The organism is Candidatus Pandoraea novymonadis (assembly GCF_003004665.1).
In the GTDB taxonomy this organism is placed as follows: Bacteria; Pseudomonadota; Gammaproteobacteria; order Burkholderiales; family Burkholderiaceae; genus Pandoraea; species Pandoraea novymonadis.
In genome coordinates, this window is sequence record NZ_MUHY01000002.1 from 63,287 (window position 1) to 81,953 (window position 18,667).

Annotated in this window: 21 protein-coding genes; 12 read left to right on the forward strand and 9 right to left on the reverse strand. The window is 45.1% G+C overall.

Annotated features, from left to right (window positions below):
• Positions 1 to 26: 26 nt before the first annotated feature.
• From BZL35_RS03790 to ptsP, 3 genes are all read left to right on the forward strand, one after another.
• Positions 27 to 473 (forward strand): PTS sugar transporter subunit IIA, encoded by a 447-nt coding sequence (locus BZL35_RS03790; RefSeq protein ID WP_106182924.1) that lies wholly within the window; start codon positions 27 to 29, stop codon positions 471 to 473.
• Positions 442 to 711 carry an HPr family phosphocarrier protein gene (locus tag BZL35_RS03795; RefSeq protein WP_106182925.1) on the forward strand — a complete coding sequence of 90 codons (270 nt, stop codon included), beginning with the start codon at positions 442 to 444 and terminating at the stop codon, positions 709 to 711. Before BZL35_RS03790 ends, BZL35_RS03795 begins: the two co-directional genes overlap by 32 nt.
• 82 nt (positions 712 to 793) lie before the next feature.
• Complete coding sequence (ptsP, locus tag BZL35_RS03800; RefSeq protein ID WP_106182972.1) at positions 794 to 2,536, forward strand: phosphoenolpyruvate--protein phosphotransferase; 1,743 nt, start codon at positions 794 to 796, stop codon at positions 2,534 to 2,536.
• A 74-nt stretch (positions 2,537 to 2,610) separates the two neighbouring features.
• Here the strand turns inward: ptsP and BZL35_RS03805 are convergent, their stop codons facing one another.
• From BZL35_RS03805 to gpmA, 3 genes are all read right to left on the reverse strand, one after another.
• Positions 2,611 to 3,357, reverse strand: coding sequence for a HesA/MoeB/ThiF family protein (locus BZL35_RS03805; protein ID WP_106182926.1), 747 nt, complete (start codon positions 3,355 to 3,357; stop codon positions 2,611 to 2,613).
• A gap of 20 nt (positions 3,358 to 3,377) precedes the next feature.
• Positions 3,378 to 4,844, reverse strand: a complete 1,467-nt coding sequence (locus BZL35_RS03810) for a S41 family peptidase (RefSeq protein WP_106182927.1) — start codon at positions 4,842 to 4,844, stop codon at positions 3,378 to 3,380.
• Positions 4,845 to 4,989: 145 nt separating this feature from the next.
• Positions 4,990 to 5,742: a 2,3-diphosphoglycerate-dependent phosphoglycerate mutase gene (gpmA, locus tag BZL35_RS03815; RefSeq protein ID WP_106182928.1), complete on the reverse strand. Its 753-nt coding sequence runs from the start codon at positions 5,740 to 5,742 to the stop codon at positions 4,990 to 4,992.
• Between the two features lie 143 nt (positions 5,743 to 5,885).
• On the opposite strand from gpmA, the gene BZL35_RS03820 reads away from it, so the two are divergent.
• The 4 genes from BZL35_RS03820 (at position 5,886) to BZL35_RS03835 (ending at position 8,241) form a co-directional block, all read left to right on the forward strand.
• Entirely contained in the window at positions 5,886 to 6,302 is a 417-nt protein-coding gene (locus tag BZL35_RS03820; protein ID WP_106182929.1) for a rhodanese-like domain-containing protein, read from the forward strand.
• Between the two features lie 21 nt (positions 6,303 to 6,323).
• Positions 6,324 to 6,584, forward strand: coding sequence for a glutaredoxin 3 (grxC, locus tag BZL35_RS03825; RefSeq protein ID WP_106182973.1), 261 nt, complete (start codon positions 6,324 to 6,326; stop codon positions 6,582 to 6,584).
• A gap of 73 nt (positions 6,585 to 6,657) precedes the next feature.
• Positions 6,658 to 7,101, forward strand: a complete 444-nt coding sequence (gene secB / locus BZL35_RS03830; protein WP_106182930.1) for a protein-export chaperone SecB — start codon at positions 6,658 to 6,660, stop codon at positions 7,099 to 7,101.
• A 117-nt stretch (positions 7,102 to 7,218) separates the two neighbouring features.
• Entirely contained in the window at positions 7,219 to 8,241 is a 1,023-nt protein-coding gene (locus BZL35_RS03835) for an NAD(P)H-dependent glycerol-3-phosphate dehydrogenase (RefSeq protein WP_106182931.1), read from the forward strand.
• 11 nt (positions 8,242 to 8,252) lie between these two features.
• On the opposite strand, the gene trmL is transcribed toward BZL35_RS03835, so the two are convergent.
• On the reverse strand, positions 8,253 to 8,723 hold the full coding sequence (gene trmL, locus BZL35_RS03840) for a tRNA (uridine(34)/cytosine(34)/5-carboxymethylaminomethyluridine(34)-2'-O)-methyltransferase TrmL (RefSeq protein WP_106182932.1): 471 nt from the start codon (positions 8,721 to 8,723) through the stop codon (positions 8,253 to 8,255).
• A gap of 187 nt (positions 8,724 to 8,910) precedes the next feature.
• Between trmL and BZL35_RS03845 the strand changes: the two genes are divergently transcribed.
• The 4 genes from BZL35_RS03845 (at position 8,911) to BZL35_RS03860 (ending at position 12,766) form a co-directional block, all read left to right on the forward strand.
• Entirely contained in the window at positions 8,911 to 9,834 is a 924-nt protein-coding gene (locus BZL35_RS03845; protein WP_106182933.1) for a methyltransferase domain-containing protein, read from the forward strand.
• A gap of 231 nt (positions 9,835 to 10,065) precedes the next feature.
• Positions 10,066 to 11,187: a COX15/CtaA family protein gene (locus BZL35_RS03850; RefSeq protein ID WP_106182934.1), complete on the forward strand. Its 1,122-nt coding sequence runs from the start codon at positions 10,066 to 10,068 to the stop codon at positions 11,185 to 11,187.
• A complete protein-coding gene (cyoE, locus tag BZL35_RS03855) occupies positions 11,184 to 12,089 on the forward strand; it encodes a heme o synthase (RefSeq protein ID WP_106182935.1) in 906 nt (301 codons plus the stop codon). The genes BZL35_RS03850 and cyoE overlap by 4 nt, the downstream gene beginning before the upstream one ends.
• A gap of 74 nt (positions 12,090 to 12,163) precedes the next feature.
• Entirely contained in the window at positions 12,164 to 12,766 is a 603-nt protein-coding gene (locus tag BZL35_RS03860) for an SCO family protein (protein ID WP_106182936.1), read from the forward strand.
• Between the two features lie 46 nt (positions 12,767 to 12,812).
• Here BZL35_RS03860 and cydX read toward each other — a convergent pair whose 3' ends face one another.
• The 5 genes from cydX to rpoH form a co-directional block, all read right to left on the reverse strand.
• Positions 12,813 to 12,923, reverse strand: coding sequence for a cytochrome bd-I oxidase subunit CydX (cydX, locus tag BZL35_RS03865; RefSeq protein WP_106182937.1), 111 nt, complete (start codon positions 12,921 to 12,923; stop codon positions 12,813 to 12,815).
• Between the two features lie 21 nt (positions 12,924 to 12,944).
• A complete protein-coding gene (gene cydB, locus BZL35_RS03870; RefSeq protein WP_106182974.1) occupies positions 12,945 to 14,084 on the reverse strand; it encodes a cytochrome d ubiquinol oxidase subunit II in 1,140 nt (379 codons plus the stop codon).
• A 27-nt stretch (positions 14,085 to 14,111) separates the two neighbouring features.
• Positions 14,112 to 15,686, reverse strand: a complete 1,575-nt coding sequence (locus BZL35_RS03875) for a cytochrome ubiquinol oxidase subunit I (protein ID WP_106182938.1) — start codon at positions 15,684 to 15,686, stop codon at positions 14,112 to 14,114.
• Complete coding sequence (cydP, locus tag BZL35_RS03880; RefSeq protein WP_146128576.1) at positions 15,676 to 16,005, reverse strand: cytochrome oxidase putative small subunit CydP; 330 nt, start codon at positions 16,003 to 16,005, stop codon at positions 15,676 to 15,678. The genes BZL35_RS03875 and cydP overlap by 11 nt, the downstream gene beginning before the upstream one ends.
• Positions 16,006 to 16,240: 235 nt before the next feature.
• A complete protein-coding gene (gene rpoH, locus BZL35_RS03885; protein ID WP_106182940.1) occupies positions 16,241 to 17,170 on the reverse strand; it encodes an RNA polymerase sigma factor RpoH in 930 nt (309 codons plus the stop codon).
• A 738-nt stretch (positions 17,171 to 17,908) separates the two neighbouring features.
• On the opposite strand from rpoH, the gene BZL35_RS03890 reads away from it, so the two are divergent.
• On the forward strand, positions 17,909 to 18,550 hold the full coding sequence (locus tag BZL35_RS03890; RefSeq protein ID WP_106182941.1) for a LysE/ArgO family amino acid transporter: 642 nt from the start codon (positions 17,909 to 17,911) through the stop codon (positions 18,548 to 18,550).
• Positions 18,551 to 18,667 lie beyond the last annotated feature (117 nt).

The following is an 18,667-nucleotide window of genomic DNA, read 5'->3' on the forward strand; positions in this document are numbered from 1 at the left end:
GGTAACGGATTCGTGCTTCTATTATTATGGCTGGTATCCTTATAATTGCTCACGCGCCTTTGGCGTCTGCTTTACGAGAGTGTATTTCGCATATTTATGGCAGCTGCCCAGCCCGGATTTCTGTGGTAGATGTTTCGCCCAATCAAGACACTGTAAAATTGTTGGAAACTATACGTCAGTATTTTAAGTATTTGCATGAAAAAAATGGTGTACTTGTGTTGACTGATTTATTCGGAGCAACACCGTCTAATCTTGCAGCTGAGCTTGTTGGACGTGAGATCAGAGTGGTTGGCGGCGTAAATTTGCCGATGTTGATCAAGGCAGTTTGTTATCGTTCTGCTCCACTCGATATATTGGTTAATAAGGTGATTTCTGGAGGAACTCAAGGTATTCTTGAAATTGGTACGCATACGTCGATGTCAAAAAAAATACCAAACTTACATGCTTCAAAAAGAAACAACAATCGTGAATAAGTTAGGGCTGCATGCAAGGGCATCGGCGAAACTTACGCAACTGGCTTCACGTTTTCAGAGCGAGGTCTGGATGACACGAAACGGTCGCCGTATCAATGCAAAAAGCATTATGGGCTTGATGGTTTTGGCCGCTGGAATTGGCTCGAAGGTTCAAATTGAGACTGACGGTCACGATGAAGCTGATGCAATGCAGGCTATCCTCAAGTTGATTGCTGACCGCTTTGGTGAGGGAGAGTAAGCTTTGTATACTTAATAAACGTTAGCTTGGATGAGCCACGCACCGGGAACTCGGTGAAATGATTTGAAATGTGGAGATTCTCTTGTCGTTCACCTTGTATGGAATACCTGTTTCACGTGGTATAGTCATCGGGCATGCATATTTGTTTGCACCAGCTGTGCTTGACGTACCGCATTACCTCGTTGAGCAAGATCAGATCGAGGAAGAATCCGCACGCTTTCGATTGGCGCAGCATACAGTCCAACAAGAATTGGACACGCTCAAGGCTGAGTTGCCTGATGATGCACCGGGTGAGATGGAGGCTTTTCTCGATGTGCATTCACTGATTCTTAATGATGATTTGCTTGTCGATGCAGTGATTCAGTTGATTCGTACGCGCCGTTATAACGCCGAATGGGCCTTGGCAACTCAGCTTGAAGTTTTAGTAGCTCGATTTGAAGATATCGAAGACGAATATTTGCGAGAGCGGCGCGCAGACATTGAGCAAGTGACGGAGCGTGTGCTTAAGGTTCTCGCTGGGGTACCTGGCATTAGAAATATTATAGCTAAGAGACCTTCTGATAATATGATTCTTGTTGCTCGTGACATTGCTCCAGCTGACATGCTTCAACTCAAAAATCAGGCCTTTCGCGGATTTGTCACTGATCTTGGAGGTAAGACGTCACATACTGCAATTGTGGCTCGAAGTCTTGGTATTCCGGCAGCGGTAGGTGTCACGCAGGCTAGTTTGCTCATTAAGCAGGATGACCTTATTATCATTGATGGTGATGCTGGCATTGTGATTGTCGATCCGACGCTTATTGTTCTTGAAGAATACAGAGATCGACAAAGGGAATGTGCAATTGATGAGCGACGTTTACAATGTCTCAAGCATGCTCCTGTAGTAACTGTCGATGGTACACCTATTTCATTGCTGGCAAACATTGAATTACCTTCTGATGCTAGGACTGCTGTTTCAGCAGGTGCTTTGGGAGTGGGTCTTTTCCGCACAGAATTTCTTTTTATGGATCGGTGTATGCCTCCTGGAGAGGAAGCACAGTTCGAGGCTTACCGACGTGTGGTCCAGGAAATGGATGGATTGCCGCTGACAATCCGTACTATCGATATAGGTGCTGATAAGCCACTAAATGGTCATGATGCTTATGAAAGCGCCAAAAACCCAGCGCTGGGGTTGCGGGCAATCCGGTGGAGCTTGTCTGAGCCACGTATGTTTTTGGTACAGTTACGTGCTATTTTGCGTGCATCGGCATTTGGGCCGGTACGTATTTTGTTTCCGATGTTGATGCATGTTCAGGAAATTGATCAGACACTTGATCTTGTCAGTGAGGCTAAGCGTCAGTTGGATTTGACTGGATTTTCCTACGATTTGAATGTCAAGTTGGGTGCTATGATTGAAGTACCTGCGGCAGTGTTGGCTCTACCGATTTTTCTCAAGCGTTTTGACTTTTTGTCGATCGGTACAAACGATTTGATTCAGTACACCTTGGCGATTGATCGTGCCAATAACGAAGTCGCTCATCTTTATGATCCATTCCATCCAGCAGTACTACGTTTGATTGCTATGACAATTCGTGAAGCAAACACTTTTGGTGTCCCGGTTGCGGTATGTGGGGAGATTGCGGGGGACCCTAGTGCCGCGCGAATTTTGCTTGGGATGGGGTTACGTGAATTCTCAATGCATCCGAGTCAGTTGCTGCAGGTAAAACGTGAGATATTACGTGTGAATTTGCCAGATTTAGAGCTTCCACTTCAGGACCTCTTGGCGGCGACAGAGCCGAAAGAGATGCAGGCTGTCTTGGCTAGGTTAGGCACGGCATCCCGATAAAAAGTTATATGTTGACTCTTCGTTCTAAGGAGACTGGCCGGATGTGAGTGAATGTTTTTTATGTTATAAACGGTCTATTTGCTGCATATTAAGCAGTCAGGATTAGGAGCACATCGCATCGTATGCCAGGACATTCGCAGGCTATCTAAGATCAGTAAACGTCCAGCAAGTGACTGACTAATACCTACTATAAGTTTGATGGTTTCTGCCGCTTGCATGCTACCGATAATACCAACAAGTGGCGCGAATACACCCATTGATGCACAGGTTTGTGTGGGAGGTGGTTCTTTCGCAGGAAACAGGCATTCATAACATGGCGATGCAGGGTTGCGCATGTCAAATACGCTGATTTGACCATCGAAGCGCGAGGCGGCGCCTGCGACGAGTGGTACTTTTACTGCAACACAAGCTCGATTCACTGAGTGACGGGTAATGAAGTTGTCGCTACTGTCGATAACTACGGTTGCATGTGTAATGAGAGGTGTAAGACTAGATTCGTCGATTCGCGTATGGATTGCAGTTACTTGTACATCTGGATTAAGCTGTGCAAGCCGCGTATGTCCCGATATTACTTTCGCCTGTCCTACACTTTTCGTATCGTGCAAAATTTGTCTCTGAAGGTTAGTTAAGTCGACGATATCATCGTCTATTAGTGTTATATGACCAACTCCAGCGGCAGCTAGATAAAGGGAAGCTGGGGAACCGAGACCTCCAGCACCGATGATGATGGCATGCGCGGCAAGGAGCTTTTCCTGGCCTTTGATGCCGATCTCATCAAGCAGAATGTGGCGTGAATAACGCAGGAGTTCATCGTCGTTCATTTATCTTCCACAAGAGTTTTCTACTGTGACAAGGCTGTATTTGCTTCGAGGCGAGACTTTGTGCGCTGCACCGGTTCTCCTTTTAACTGATGGACCGCTTGTTGCAGCATGAAATCTTCCATACTGCCTAAATCTGGCAGTTTCTCTTCACGCTCTTTTTTACGTTGCTCAGGAGTCTTTTTCTCGTTTTCTTCTTCTAGGCGCTGCATTTCTTCTAGCCGCTGTGTTTCGCGCACATCCATTTCTTTTTGTTCGTCGTGTGTTTGAGTATTACGCAGATGATTTTGATAATCGATTTCTCGAGTTACGAGAACGTCATCTAGGTCACCCTTTGGATTTTGGTCTACGGGCACATCCGGCTTGATGCCAGTCGACTGAATCGAGCGGCCACTTGGTGTGTAATAGTACGCTGTTGTTAGACGTAATGCTGTATCAGCCGACAGCTGTCGGACTGTTTGCACCGAACCCTTTCCAAATGTTGTTTTTCCCATTATTAAAGCACGATTGGAGTCTTGTAGTGCTCCAGCAACGATTTCTGAAGCCGAGGCTGAGTATGCATTTACTAACACAACCATTGGCACTGTTTTGAAAATAGGGTTTTCATCCCTCAATGGATCTTCTTGGTTTGCCGACAGGCGATAGTTATCGAAATTAGCCTTGTAACGCTGTTTTGCATCTTCCATCTGACCGTTTGTCGTAACCACAATAGTGTTTCGTGGGACAAACGCTGCGGTAACGCCAACAGCGGATTGTAGGATGCCACCACCATTGTTGCGTAAGTCGAGGACTAGTCCTTTTAGATTAGGTGATTCTTTGGCAAGAGCATGCAATTTTTTAGCTAAATCTGGGACTGTTCTCTCTTGGAAACTTGTGATACGAATATAAGCGATGTCTGGCTCAAGCATTTTGCTTTTCACACTTTGTACCCGAATTTCGGCGCGTGTGATTGACACTGGAAACGTGCGTTCTTCTTTCTTTCGGAATATCGTAAGTGTAACTTTGCTGCCAGGCACCCCACGCATACGTTTGACAGTTTGGTTGAGTGTCATACCTCGAACAGGTTTATCGTCAACGCGAATAATTAAATCACCCGGACGCAAGCCGGCATGGAAAGCTGGTGTGTCTTCAATTGGGGAGATGATTTTAACGAGGGCATCTTCCTGTGAAATTTCGATACCAAGACCTGCAAAGCGACCACGAGTTTGTTCTTGCAACTCTTTAAATTCTTCTTTATCCAGGTAGGATGAATGTGGATCAAGGCTAGATACCATTCCTTTAATCGCTGAAGTCAGTAGTTTTTCATCATCACCTGGTTGCACATATTCTTGTTTTATCTGACCAAAAACCTGAGCTAGCAAACGCAATTGCTCAAGAGGTAGTGGTGACATGGCGCTCTTTTCAGAAGCTTGTGAAAAAGCGACTGTAGCAGCCGCACCAAATGCCAGGCCAATGATGATCAAGCTAATGTGTTTAATGGTTGTGCGCATAATAGGGAGAAAGTCCGAGTGTCTAGCGCTTCCGCTAATGGGCGCATGGTGCTTTGAGCGAAGTATAACTCTTTGCCAATGAGACATAGTATGTTTAACTATAACTTCTACGACAAAACGTGGTTGAGGAACATACAGAGGTAATCTACATAAAATTGTTATGATGTGAATTTTCTTGTGCGGTGAGGGTGCTTACTATTTTTCCGTGATCAATGAGGAGATAATGCCGGATAGGCTTTAGTTCTGCATTGAGCTCATAGACTATTGGCATCCCGTTGGGAATATTTAGGTGAGCAATACCTTTATCTGAAATAGCATCAAGATGCTTGATAAGTGCGCGTAGCGAGTTACCATGTGCTGCGATTAGGATTTTCTTCCCTGTTTTGATGGCTGGAGCGATAGATTCATTCCATAGTGGTAGCACGCGTAAGGTGGTGTCTTCCAAGCATTCTGTGAGCGGAATATCTTGACGTTTGAGTTTTGCGTAACGTGGGTCGTTGAATGAGCTACGTTCGTCGTTAGCGGTGAGCGGTGGAGGTGCAATATCGTAGCTTCGTCGCCAAATGTGAACCTGATTTTCGCCGTATTTCATTGCTATCTCAGCTTTGTTAAGTCCTGTAAGCGCACCGTAGTGACGTTCGTTCATTCTCCAGCTATGGACGACGGGAATCCACATTTTGTCCATTGTATCTTGGATGTGCCAAAGAGTTCGGATGGCACGTTTGAGCACAGAGGTATACGCTAAATCGAAAACGAACCCGGCTTCTTTGAGCCATTTGCCAGCTTGCTTGGCTTCTGCAATGCCTTTTTCAGTTAAATCGACATCGACCCAGCCGGTGAAGCGATTTTCTTGATTCCATGTGGATTCACCATGGCGTATGAGGACGAGTTTGTACATAGATGAAACTTCGGTAAGAGTGATAAAACTGTGGGATCTTCCCTTGAAGGAAGCCCGTGGACGGAATTCGTCGAACATATCGACGATACTAAAAAAAGATTATTCTATAATGATTATGTTCTTTTGATATTTTTAGGTGTTTCGTGACGTTTTTTTCTGATTATACAAATCTTATTTTGATTGCCATCGTTCTAATTTCCGGGTGGCTCATCGTTTGGCCAATGCTTAAACCTGGTGGTCGAGGACTATCCATTATGGAAGCAAGCCAATTTATTAATCGACGAGGTGCTATGGTTATTGATGTGCGTAGTGTCCCCGAATTTTCTGAGGGCCACTTACCAGAGGCCCGTAACTTTCCATTAGCGGATTCCGAAGTGGGAAAGGAAGTGATAAAGATTTTTCAGAACAAGGCGACACCAGTTCTTATCGTGTGTAAGAGTGGTGAGCGTTCAACAAAGGTACAGGTGCTGTTGAGCAAACTTGGCTATGCTGAAGCATATAGTCTCCAAGGTGGTTTGGATGCATGGAAAGAGGCTGGCTTGCCCGTTATTAATAAGTGATGGAGTTTTATAGAAATGGAAATGCCAAAAGTTGTGATGTATAGCACGGAGGTGTGTCCCTATTGTCAAATGGCAGAGCGTTTGTTACGTGAGCGAGGTGTCGAGAAGATTGAAAAGGTATTGATCGACAAGAATCCTGACAAGCGAGAAGAAATGATCATCCGTACGAATCGTCGGACAGTTCCACAAATTTATATCGATGACTATCATGTTGGCGGTTTTGATGACCTTTCCGCACTCGATAAAGCAGGTGAATTGATCCGGAAATTACAAGTGCTTTAAGGTATTCCTTTTCAGTATAGGATAATGTTCGTCAGCCACACGCTAAGGTGTGGTTGTTTTTAAAGGAATTCAAATGTCCGACCAGAATCAGCCATACTTCCACATTCAGCGTTCCTACCTGAGAGACTTGTCGCTGGAGCAGCCGAACTCACCTGCCATCTTCTTAGAGCAAGAAAGATTGACGGTAGAAGTGCAAATCAATGTTTCATCTGAGCGTTTAGAAGAAGATATCTTTGAGGTGTCGGTAATTGCTACTATCACAACAAAGATTAAAGAAAAGATCGCGTTTTTGATTGAAGGCAAGCAATCAGGTATCTTCGCCATTCGCAATATTCCATTAGAACAATTGGATTCGCTTATAGGTATTACTTGTCCCTCGATCATATACCCTTATCTACGTGCCAACTTGGCGGATGCTATTAGCCGTGCAGGTTTCCAGCCGATTCATTTAGCTGAAATTAATTTCCAAAGTTTGTATGAGCAACGTAAAACCGAGTTGGTTGTGCAAAAGAGTTGAGAATTGCTTTCTGCTGATGTATCAGAAGACTAAGAGTTAGTACTGTTTGATGACAGTACTATGAAGAAAAAATACTAAATATACTGAACTAGCTGACTGCTGGACAAGAGATTAACAATGAAAATTGCTGTATTCGGGGCTGGTGCTTGGGGATCGGCTATTGCGAGTCATATGTCAGCTCGTCATAATGTTTTGTTGTGGGCACGTGACGCACACTTGGTAGCTGAGCTTATCTCTTATTCGGAGAATTCAGCTTATTTACCTGGCTGTCCCCTTTATTCGAATCTTCGCTATACCGATGATTTTTCTGCTGCGCTTGCGCATGGTGTTGGCGAAGCTGATTTATGTGTAGCTGCTGTTCCTGTAGCAGCTTTGCGGGCATTAACACAGGCTATGAAGGCGTGTGCTATGTCACCTCGGCATTTGATATGGCTTTGTAAGGGGTTCGAAGCAGATACCGGAAAATTACCCCATATGGTTGTTGACGAGGTATTCCCTAATGTTTTACAAGGATCACTGTCTGGGCCGAGTTTTGCGAAAGAAGTTGCACAAGGACTTCCTGCAGCGCTGACGATTGCTAGTGCTTCATCTGAGCTTTGTGATCTTGTGATTGATGCTTGTCACTTCGGTGCTTTGCGTATTTATTCAAGCGATGATCTTGTGGGGGTAGAGGTTGGCGGCGCAGTGAAGAACGTACTTGCGATTGCGACGGGCATCGGAGATGGTTTAGGCCTAGGTTTGAATGCTCGAGCAGCGATTGTGACACGAGGACTTGCTGAGATGACGCGTCTAGGCATGGCTCTCGGTGGTAGGCTCGAAACTTTCTTGGGTTTAACAGGTGTTGGCGATTTGATTTTGACTGCGACAGGTGATTTATCACGGAATCGGGCTGTCGGTTTGGCATTGGCGAGGGGGAAGTTACTTAAGGAAATCCTTACCACTTTAGGGCATGTGGCTGAGGGTGTATATTGCGCGAGCACGATTCGGGATTTGGCATATCAGCATGGTATCTCGATGCCAATTCTTGAATCTGTTTGCGCAATATTGTTCGATGGAGTTTCTGCCAGCACGACGGTTGAAAAACTTCTTCGCCGCGATGCACGCGCTGAACGTGAAGATTTCGGACATGTCTTAAAATAGAGCTAATGTGTTCATGTTTCGATTTCATAACCTTGCTGTCGCCAGGCTTCAAATACTATAATGGCAACCGTATTTGATAGATTGATGCTACGATTGCCTGGTTGCATTGGCAAGCGAACTCGTTGTGGAAAATCGAAAATTTCTAGTAGGTTAGGATCGAGTCCGCGTGTTTCGGATCCGAATAAAAACCAATCTCCCGACAAAAACGATAAATTACTGAAGATGCGTGATCCGCGCGTCGTGATGGCAAACATCCTTTTTGGATCGGGCCTTTCATCAGCAAGAAATTTCGTCCAATTGCTGTGAACACACATTTTTGCATATTCGTGATAGTCAAGTCCTGCGCGTCGCATACGTGCATCGTCAAGACTAAAACCTAGTGGTTCAATCAGATGTAGTCGTGCGCCGGTATTTGCGCATAAACGAATGATGTTGCCTGTATTGGAGGGAATTTCAGGACTAACGAGAACGACGTTGAACATTGTAGTGATTGAAAAGTGACATACCTTGGTGGCATGTTTGTTTATCGGTCATCCTAAATATCAATAGCGAGTGCGTGGTGCGTGCACTCGCTATTGATATTTAGGATGCAGGTATTTCCCATAGTGACCATTTCATTGTTTGCGAATAAGACGAGTATACTGCCGACTCTGTCAAAGAGCTTCTCCTATGAATAAAATTGAAGTTAAATCGGGCACGTCGTTTTTTTCATCTCGTTTCCTACGTGCCGTATTCGATCGCCGAGCGTTACATTGGGCAGATGCTGATTTTTTGATGCGAGAAATTGCTGAACGGCTGGCTAGTCGTCTCGATTACATAAAGATTCAACCTAGGCGTTTACTTGATGCAGGTTGTAGCACGGGTGCTGATTTGCTGACGTTAGGCGCGCGTTATCCTCAAGCATACAGGATAGGTCTTGATTTATCAGAGGCAATGACGAATGCAGCGGCATCGAAATGTTGTAGAACGGGTTGGCACATGTTACAGACTACACATGGGCCTGGAATCATCCAGGGCGATTTTTCGAAAATACCATTACGTAATTCAAGCGTCGATCTTCTGTGGTCAAATCTTGCTTTACATTGGTATCAGGAACCACATCGTGTGATTCCTGAGTGGCATCGCGTTTTGACAAATAATGGACTGCTAATGTTTTCGGCTTTTGGGCCAGATACTTTACGTGAGCTCCGTGCTGCGTGGAAAGAAGTGAGCGCATTTCCTCAACTTGAGCTGATGCCTACTGACATGCATGATCTCGGTGATATGCTCGTGCAGAGTCATTTTGATACTCCAGTTGTTGATATGGAGTCAATCACTATGACGTTTGAAACACCGCAAGCCTTATTACGTGATGTGCGTTTACTCGGTGTAAATCTGCAGCCTATGCTGAGTGTGAGTCTTACCGGTAAGCAGTATTATTCATCGTTACTTGCCGCACTCGAGCGTCAACGTCGGGCAGATGGAACACTGATGTTGACCTTCGAAATCATATATGGACACGCTTGGAAAGTAGCATCGAGGACTGATGCTACCGGCAATGCCGTAATTCGGGTGCAAGATATCCAGCGTGACGGTAGACGCTATCATACTTAGTAGTGATTAGTCAGGATACTATTTTATTTTTTGATGAAGCTTAGAAACTGACCTTCAAGGATATTTAAGTATTTATTACCTATACGCGCGTTACATCAAACTTGTGGTTTGAAGAGTACTTTTTTATGATTACCTGAATTTTTTAATTACTGCGCGGCTTATGTTTTCCTATAATACATTTTCAAAAGAGACCTACTTACGAGTCGTGCTTTCGTAATGGAGAGTAGATTTATGCCTTATATACTCGAATTGGGTTTGATTGGCCTATGCGTTGCAATTTTGCCACTTAGCTTGGTATCGTTCCAGTGTAATGTGAAAAAATATTGTAAGCTCGCTTGGATCGCGGTTTTCTTAACGCTTGATCTCATAATGTTTGGTGCTTTCACGCGTCTGACTGATTCTGGTTTGGGATGCCCTGATTGGCCAGGGTGTTATCATAAATCTTCTGCATTTTCTGCATACTCGGAGATTCATGCTGCGCAGAAAGCTCTCCCGTCCGGACCAGTCACCATTGTGAAAGCTTGGATCGAGATGATCCATCGTTATTTCGCGATGGCATTGGGTTTTTTGATTATTGTTCTAATGGCGATTGGATGGGCGAAACGCCATATATTTAAACAATCCCCGTGCTTAGTGACAGGATTGTTTTTTCTTATCTGTCTGCAAGGGGCTTTTGGTGCTTTGACTGTCACAATGAAGCTTCAGCCTATGATTGTGACCACACACTTGTTATTGGCATTGCTGCTGCTTGGAATGTTAGTTTGGCTTGCATTGCGTCAAATACCGCTGGATCAATTCACGCTGAGTCCTCGTATGTTGCGATGGCGATGGCCGTCGATCATAGGATTGGTACTGCTCAGCTTTCAGATTGCGCTAGGTGGATGGGTGAGTACTAACTACGCTGTTTTGTCTTGTATGGATTTTCCGAAGTGTCATGGGCAGTGGGTTCCCTCCATGGATTTTCATAACGGGTTTGCTTTGTGGCGTGTGCTGGGCCAAACGGTAGGTGGTGATGCCATGCCGATGGAAGCATTAGTGGCGATCCATTGGGTTCATCGCACGTTTGCTGTGCTGGTAGTCCTTTATCTGGGTTGGCTGGCGATGTGTTTGCGCAAATATGACAGCTTGCATAGGGAAGCTACGCTACTGTTTCTTTTGCTATTTGTGCAATTCGGAACAGGATTATCGAATATAGTTTTCCAATGGCCGCTGTTTAATGCGATTGCTCATAATGGAGTTGCAGCAATCTTAGTGATTCTCCTGGTCATGTTAATCTATCGGATTAATGCCACTGGCCACTTTTGGCCGATACTCGCTCAGCACAGTGGTAGTGGTATTGCTAAGAGTCTATGAAAAGCAGGATACTTCCTTCAATTTCTACTAACCGCATTGCACAGTATTGGGTTTTGACTAAACCTCGTGTCACGCATCTGGCTGTGTTTTGTGCCGTCATCGGTATGTTTTTGTCTACACGTGGGATGGTACCTTGGCAAGCCTTCATTGGTGGGACAATTGGTATTTGGCTTCTCGCTGGTTCAGCGTTTGCTGTCAATTGTTTGCTTGATCATCGCGTCGATGCGCTGATGCGTCGTACTGCGCAGCGGCCGTCTGCACGTGGTGAAATCACGCCGACAGAAATTATCGCTTTTTCGACTTTACTGGGGACCACAGGCGCTCTTCTGCTCTATGCATTTACCAACTCATTGACTATGTGGCTGACATTGGCCACTTTTGTAGGTTACGCTATCATTTATACTGTCTTTCTCAAACCATCGACACCGCAAAATATTGTGATTGGGGGAGCTGCGGGGGCGATGCCTCCTGCCTTGGGCTGGTCTGCTATCACAGGAACAGTGCCTGCTGATGCCTGGATTTTGGTACTGATTATCTTCGTTTGGACTCCCCCACATTTTTGGGCGTTGGCGTTATACCGTTATCAAGATTACATTGATTCTGGTTTGCCGATGTTGCCGATTACTCATGGAAAGCGGTATACAAGGCTCCAGATTTTGTTGTATAGCATAGTTCTTTTTTTGGTGTCTCTTATGCCATTTCTACACCGTATGAGTGGTTATGTATATTTGGTATCGGCAATCTTATTGAGTAGTGTTTTTCTTGGGTATGCGTGGAAGTTGTGGCGTAATTATTCTGATGCACTTTCGCGTTCAATGTTTCGTTATTCTATTGTCTATCTGTCACTCTTGTTTGCAGCATTGCTGATTGATCACTATCTAGAAATTTTCTTATTCGATTAGAGTTTGCATCAAGGTGGGATAGATAGTTCCTGTTGCATTATTCGTAGCAGCATTGTGTGTTTTTTCTGGATATTATGAAATTTAGTCTTTCGCAGGTAACTACACTGTCCATCTTTTTTATATCAATCTTGTTGATGACTGCTTGTGGGGATCAGGCACATCCTTTATTTCAAAGTCTCAATATAAGTGCCAATAAGGCATTTACATCGAAATTTTCGTTGCTAGATTCACTAGACAAGCCAATCACGTTGGCCGCCTATAAAGGCCGTGTTGTGGCTATTTTCTTTGGCTATATCCACTGCCCTGATGTGTGTCCGACGACGCTTGCGGAAATGAATCAGGTGATACATAAGCTTGGTGACGATGCCAAGAAGATACAGGTGATTTTCGTAACGGTTGACCCTGAGCGCGATACGCCAGAGTTGCTCAGCGAATATGTACACGCGTTTAATCCAGATTTTTTAGGACTACGTGCGATTGACGAGGTGGCATTCGAGAAGATGAAGAGAGACTTCCGTGTGGTTGTTGAAAAAGTGGAAGGAAAAACTCCAGATAGTTATACGATTGATCATACTGCAGGTATTTATGTATTTGATCAAAAAGGCCAATTGCGTATACTGATGAGACCGGATCAGACCGTCGATCAGATGGTTGAGGATTTGAAGAAATTATTGTAGTGCGGCATGTGCGGCGGCAGGAACACGCTGTTCTCTTGATCGAAGACTATCCTTGATTGCTACGTTCCAAATAGTCATGTGAATCGAGCCACATTACATTGATTATACCCAATGATAAGGCGAGGCCAAGGCCGAGAATCCATGAGAAATACCACATATTTTTGACTCCGTGAGATAGTTAGTATGTCGTATGGGGATTTTCGTTAATTTGCTCGATGGTCACACGGCCGCGAATTACGCGATAAACCCAACTGGTGTAGAGCAGGACGATCGGCAAGAAGACGATGACTGCAATGAGCATAATTTGAAGCGTAAGTTGCGAGGATGTTGAATCCCATAGCGTCAGGCTTGAGGTAGGTGATATTGATGATGGCATCACAAACGGGAACATCGAGAAGCCAGCGGTCAGGATAATACCAGCGATCATCAACCCAGTGAGGATGAATGTCGTCGGAGCATAAGCTTTCCTCGTTGGCAACAAGCTGGTCAGTAATGCACCCATGCAGCCCAGCAAAGGTGCCACCATCATCCAGGGGTATAGGCGGTAGTTTGTAAGCCAAAGACCAGGACCTTTAGCAACATGTTTGAGTAATGGCATCGCGGCCGCATCAGTTGGTGGCATCTGGGTTATTACAAAACCGGGAATAAGCATTGAAATCCATGCGCCAGCAAGGAGAAAAAGTAACAAGGTACTAAATGCTGTCAGACGCATTATTTTTTCAGCACGGACAGCAATGCTGGGGTCAGCTTTAATCCGTAAATAAGCAGCACCATGTGTGACTAACATCAGTACACTGATTAACCCACATAGGAGAGCGAATGGATTTAGCAAATCAAAGAAAGAACCAGTATAGGTTGAGTGCATTTCGTTGTCATACGAGAATGGCAACCCCAATAAAAGATTTCCAAACGCAATGCCAAAGACTAAGGATGGAATGACACCACCCGCGAAAAGTGCCCAGTCCCAAGAGGTGCGCCAATATTGGTTATCTAGCTTACTACGATAATCGAAACCAACTGGTCGTAAAAATAACGCAAATAGAACTAGCAAAAAGGCCCAATAAAGCCCAGAGAAGGCTGCTGCATAAACCAGTGGCCAAGCAGCAAACATGGCCCCGCCAGCAGTCACGAGCCAGACTTGGTTGCCCTCCCACGTTGGGGCTACCGTATTAATGATTACACGGCGTTCTGCGTCTGTTTTGCCAAGAAATGGTAGCAATGTTGCTGTGCCCATGTCAAATCCATCAAAGAACGCGAACCCAATAAGCAGTACACCTATGAGTATCCACCAAATCAGCTTGAGTATGGTGTAGTCGATGATCATTGTTAAAGTCTCCGGGGGATATCAATCTAGAGCGTTTGGAGCTGGTCGCTCGTAGTGGTAACGTCCTGTGTGTAATGCTGACGGTCCAAGCTTCACATATTTCAACATTAAAAACATTTCGATGATGAGAAGTGCCGTGTAAAAAATAAAGAAACTAGCAAGGCTAAGGTAAAGATCTCTTGCTGATAGAGTTGAAACCGATAGATGTGTTGGCAAAATACCAGCGATTGTCCAGGGTTGACGACCCATTTCGGCAACGATCCATCCGAGTTCGGCTGCAAGCCACGGTAATGGAATTGCCCACACCGTCCATCGCAAGAAGCAAGAGTTGCTCGGATGAAGCAGACGCCGGCGTGCGCAAATCCAGAACGCCCATAAAAATGTGAGTAAGAACAAAATCCCTAAACCCACCATAATACGGAACGACCAAAATACAGGGGCTACTGCTGGTATTGTATCGTTTGCAGCTTGAAGAATTTGCTGTGGTGTTGCATCCACTACGTTGGGTGTGTATTTTTTGAGCAGTAGACCATAACCCAGGTTTGCTTGATGCTTCTCGAATAAGGCTTTAACTGCTGGTGAGGTGTCACCTGCTCGGAGCTTTTCTAGTGCTCCAAAGGCTGATATGCCGCTTTCAATTTTTTGGATGTGTATGTCTCGTAAATCTTTTAAGCCGACCACCGGTGTATCGACCGATCGAGTCGCAATCAGTCCCATGATCCATGGCACCTTGACAGCATAATCTGTTCGTTCTTTCTCTTGATTTGGGAGGCCAAAAAGAGTGAATGCGGCAGGTGCCTTTTCAGTTTCCCATTCCGCTTCAATAGCAGCGAGTTTGATCTTTTGTACTTCACCTGTGGTATAGCCTGATTCATCGCCAAGTACAATGACCGACAGCGCTGAAGCGAGACCAAAGCCGGCTGCGATAGCGAAGGAGCGTAATGCAAAAGATACGTCACGACGCCGCAAAATATACCACGACGAGATACCTAGAACGAACATGGAAGCTGTCACGTAACCGGCTGATAGCGTATGTACGAATTTAACCTGTGCGACTGGATTGAAAATAACTTCCCAGATACTGTCCAGCTCCATGCGCATGGTCTGATAATTGAACGATGAGCCAACGGGATTATTCATCCATCCGTTGGCAACTAAAATCCAGAGCGCTGATAGATTTGAGCCGAGTGCGACCATCAGGGTGACAATCAAATGCTTGATACGCGAAAGCTTTTCCCATCCAAAAAAGAATAATCCAACGAAGGTGGCTTCGAGGAAAAACGCCATAAGTCCTTCAATGGCTAGCGGTACACCAAAAATATCCCCAACATAGTGCGAGTAATATGCCCAATTTGTGCCAAACTGAAATTCTAGCGTTAGTCCTGTGGTGACGCCCATTGCAAAGTTTATCAAAAAGAGCTTGCCCCAGAATTGGGTCATGTCTTTATAGATTTGCTTGCCTGTCATCACATACATCGATTCCATAATGACCAACAGCCATGATAGACCAAGTGTGAGAGGTACAAACAGAAAGTGATAGAGAGCCGTGATGGCGAACTGTAGGCGAGAGAGGTCGACGACTTCGCTACTTATCATTACTGTTACCTTGCGCGTGATTAGTGGAATACTCTTTAGTATTAATATTGTTACTATTACGACTATTGTTCACAGAACCTAAAAGGGCATTGGCCACGTCATAGGATGGCAGCGACATGTGTTTGGCGATAGGTTTGTCGAAAAACACATGTCTGATAATTAACAAAAATATAAATTTGACCGCCAGTACGACTAAAATTTCACGGGTGAAAGAACGATGCGCTTGCGGGTTGTGTGGGCTTTCACACATCAGTGAATCAGCGCTGTCAGCCGTAGCTAGACAAGACGACTTTCGATCAATTGGACACTGAACGTCCATCTGCAGGCCTCTCATATTTCAAGACAGATAATATGCTGACTTTCAGTTTTGAGATTATGCCTTATCTTAAGAAAATGGCAAATAGTCGATGCGATTGTTTGATTCGAAATATGCCAAGTGTTGCTATTTAGGCAATGTGGAATTATTCTCGCTGTCAGAGCATCATATACTCTGGACTTGAGGGTGGAATAAACGCTGTACGTTAAATACTAATTTCCTCACGGAACAAGAGGATTTAAGTGCGTTCTGAGAGAGTTCCCTTCATTTTTTTCATGGCGGCCGTCTCGATTTGACGGATGCGCTCCGCAGAAACACCGAATTCGTCAGCCAAGTCATGGAGGGTTGCTGCCCCACTACCATCGTCGTTGACAGCTAGCCAACGGGCTTCGATTATGCGGCGGCTGCGTTCGTCAAGCTTTGAAAGTGCAGCTTGCAGTCCATGACTCTGGAGGTGGTCTTTCTCGCGCGCCGCCAAAACAGCAGTTGGTTCCTGGTGTGAATCAGCTAGATAGGTAATTGGTGCGAAGGAGGTTTCTCCATCGTCATTTTTTCCTTCGAGGGCGATATCGCCACCGGACATGCGAGTTTCCATTTCGATTACATCTTCGCGCTTCACATTCAGGTCGCGTGCGACTTGATCGATTTCTTCTGGCGTAAATGCCTTCAGTCCTTGTTTTCGACTGCGCAGGTTGAAGAATAGTTTTCGCTGTGCTTTTGTCGTCGCAACTTTGACTAATCGCCAATTTTTTAGCACGTACTCATGAATTTCTGCTTTTATCCAGTGCATTGCATATGAAACCAAGCGCACACCTTGCGTTGGGTCGAAGTGTTTGACGGCTTTCATCAGGCCGATATTGCCTTCTTGAATTAGATCCGCATGCGGCAAGCCATAACCCAGATAGTTGCGGGCGATAGATACGACAAGTCGCAGATGCGACAACACCAGCTGGCGGGCAGCCTCGAGATCATCTACTTCACGCAATCGTGTCGCGAGAGAACGTTCTTCCTCGGCAGAAAGAAGCGGAATGCGATGCACAGCTTGGATGTAGCTGTCAATATTGCCAAGACTTCCCGGTATTATGCTAGATACAGCGAGAGTTAAGGCGGAAGAAGTCGGCGCTTTTGCGAAAGCCGACATCGTTGGGTGCAAAGTGGCGACAGGCATCAAGTGGACCGGCTCCCGGTGAGAATTTAGTTAATGTTATTCTACCACCCTAGGCAAGATGGTGCCAATGGGCGTTATAGGAAAGGTTGGCATGACGTTACCCGTCTTCTGTTTTGAATAACAGTCCATTGTACAAATGTGGATCGATTGGTGTAAATTCCAACTCGTCTCAGGTCTCAGGTGTAGCAGGTTATGAAAGAGATTTATTTCTAGTTGATTCGATTCGAGAACGGAATTAAGAAGTTGGATGCGCTGCTATCTGTGGTGTTCAATAGCATTATTCTATTATATAGAATAATGCTATTGCGAGAGAAAGAACTGAGTAGCTCAGTTATCACGGATTTAGCATAGATTGCTTTGGTTTTTGGATGTAGGAGCCTTTTGACAGTTTGTGTATGCTATGCTCATAGCACTAGAAAAGCTAGATCAATTTTTGATTCAAAGCCGTTGAGAATGTTGAGGTTTTTGATGTATTTTTGTACTCTTCCTATGTTCATTTTTTACTCCTTATTATGTGCCTATGGCTACCCTATGAAGGGGCATGGAAAATGCGCATTTTCTCTAGACGGGAGATGCGAACATTTAAGCAGATCATGGAGATGAACGTGCATTGTTCTGCGTTTTCGAAGAGTTTTCAATGGGATATACTCAGTGCATAAAACTAATGCCGAGTGATCCGATACCTTCAAACAAGTTGGCATGGCGGTAAATTACGATGATAAAAGGGAGGTTAAGGAAATGGACGTGATCCATCCGGCTTTTTTCAAGGGACTGCTGCTTTGCGCAAGTTTGATTATTGCGATTGGAGCACAAAATGCGTTTGTGCTTCGTCAAGGCATTCTGCGCAGCCACATTGGCATTATCGTGGTGGTTTGTTCAATTTGTGACATATTATTGATCTCGGCTGGTGTCGCAGGGATGGGAGAGTTGGTCAGCAAATACCCACGTTTTCTGACTGCGGTCACATGGGGCGGAGCTACATTCCTGTTTTGGTACGGCTTACGTGCATGGCGAGCCGCATTTCGAGGAACTGTGGCACTACGTGTTGACGGGAGGAATGCTGGTGTCGCCGCGGATGCCCACTGGTCAGGTGCTTTGCGGTCGGCGCTTATGTTGTCAGTTCTTAATCCGCATGTTTATCTGGATACGGTAATTTTGCTTGGTGGAGTGGGGGCGAGTCAATCGCCGCCTGGCAACGTTTGGTTCGCACTTGGGGCTATGACTGCTTCAGTTCTTTGGTTCAACGTGCTTGGCTATGGAGCCCGTCTGCTCGGGCCACTATTTGCTAAGCCGCGGGCTTGGCAAATACTTGACGGGATTGTGGGAACAATGATGTGGACAATTGCAATTGGATTGGTTGCGCAACGTGGCATTTTGTGATGGTTCTGTTGGAAGCAGATAGACGAGCGATATTTAAGCTAAATAAACATTGGCTATTACTCAAATTTGAATAGAAATTCGTTCATACTTTCTGCTTTTTCATGGTTTGGCCAGCGT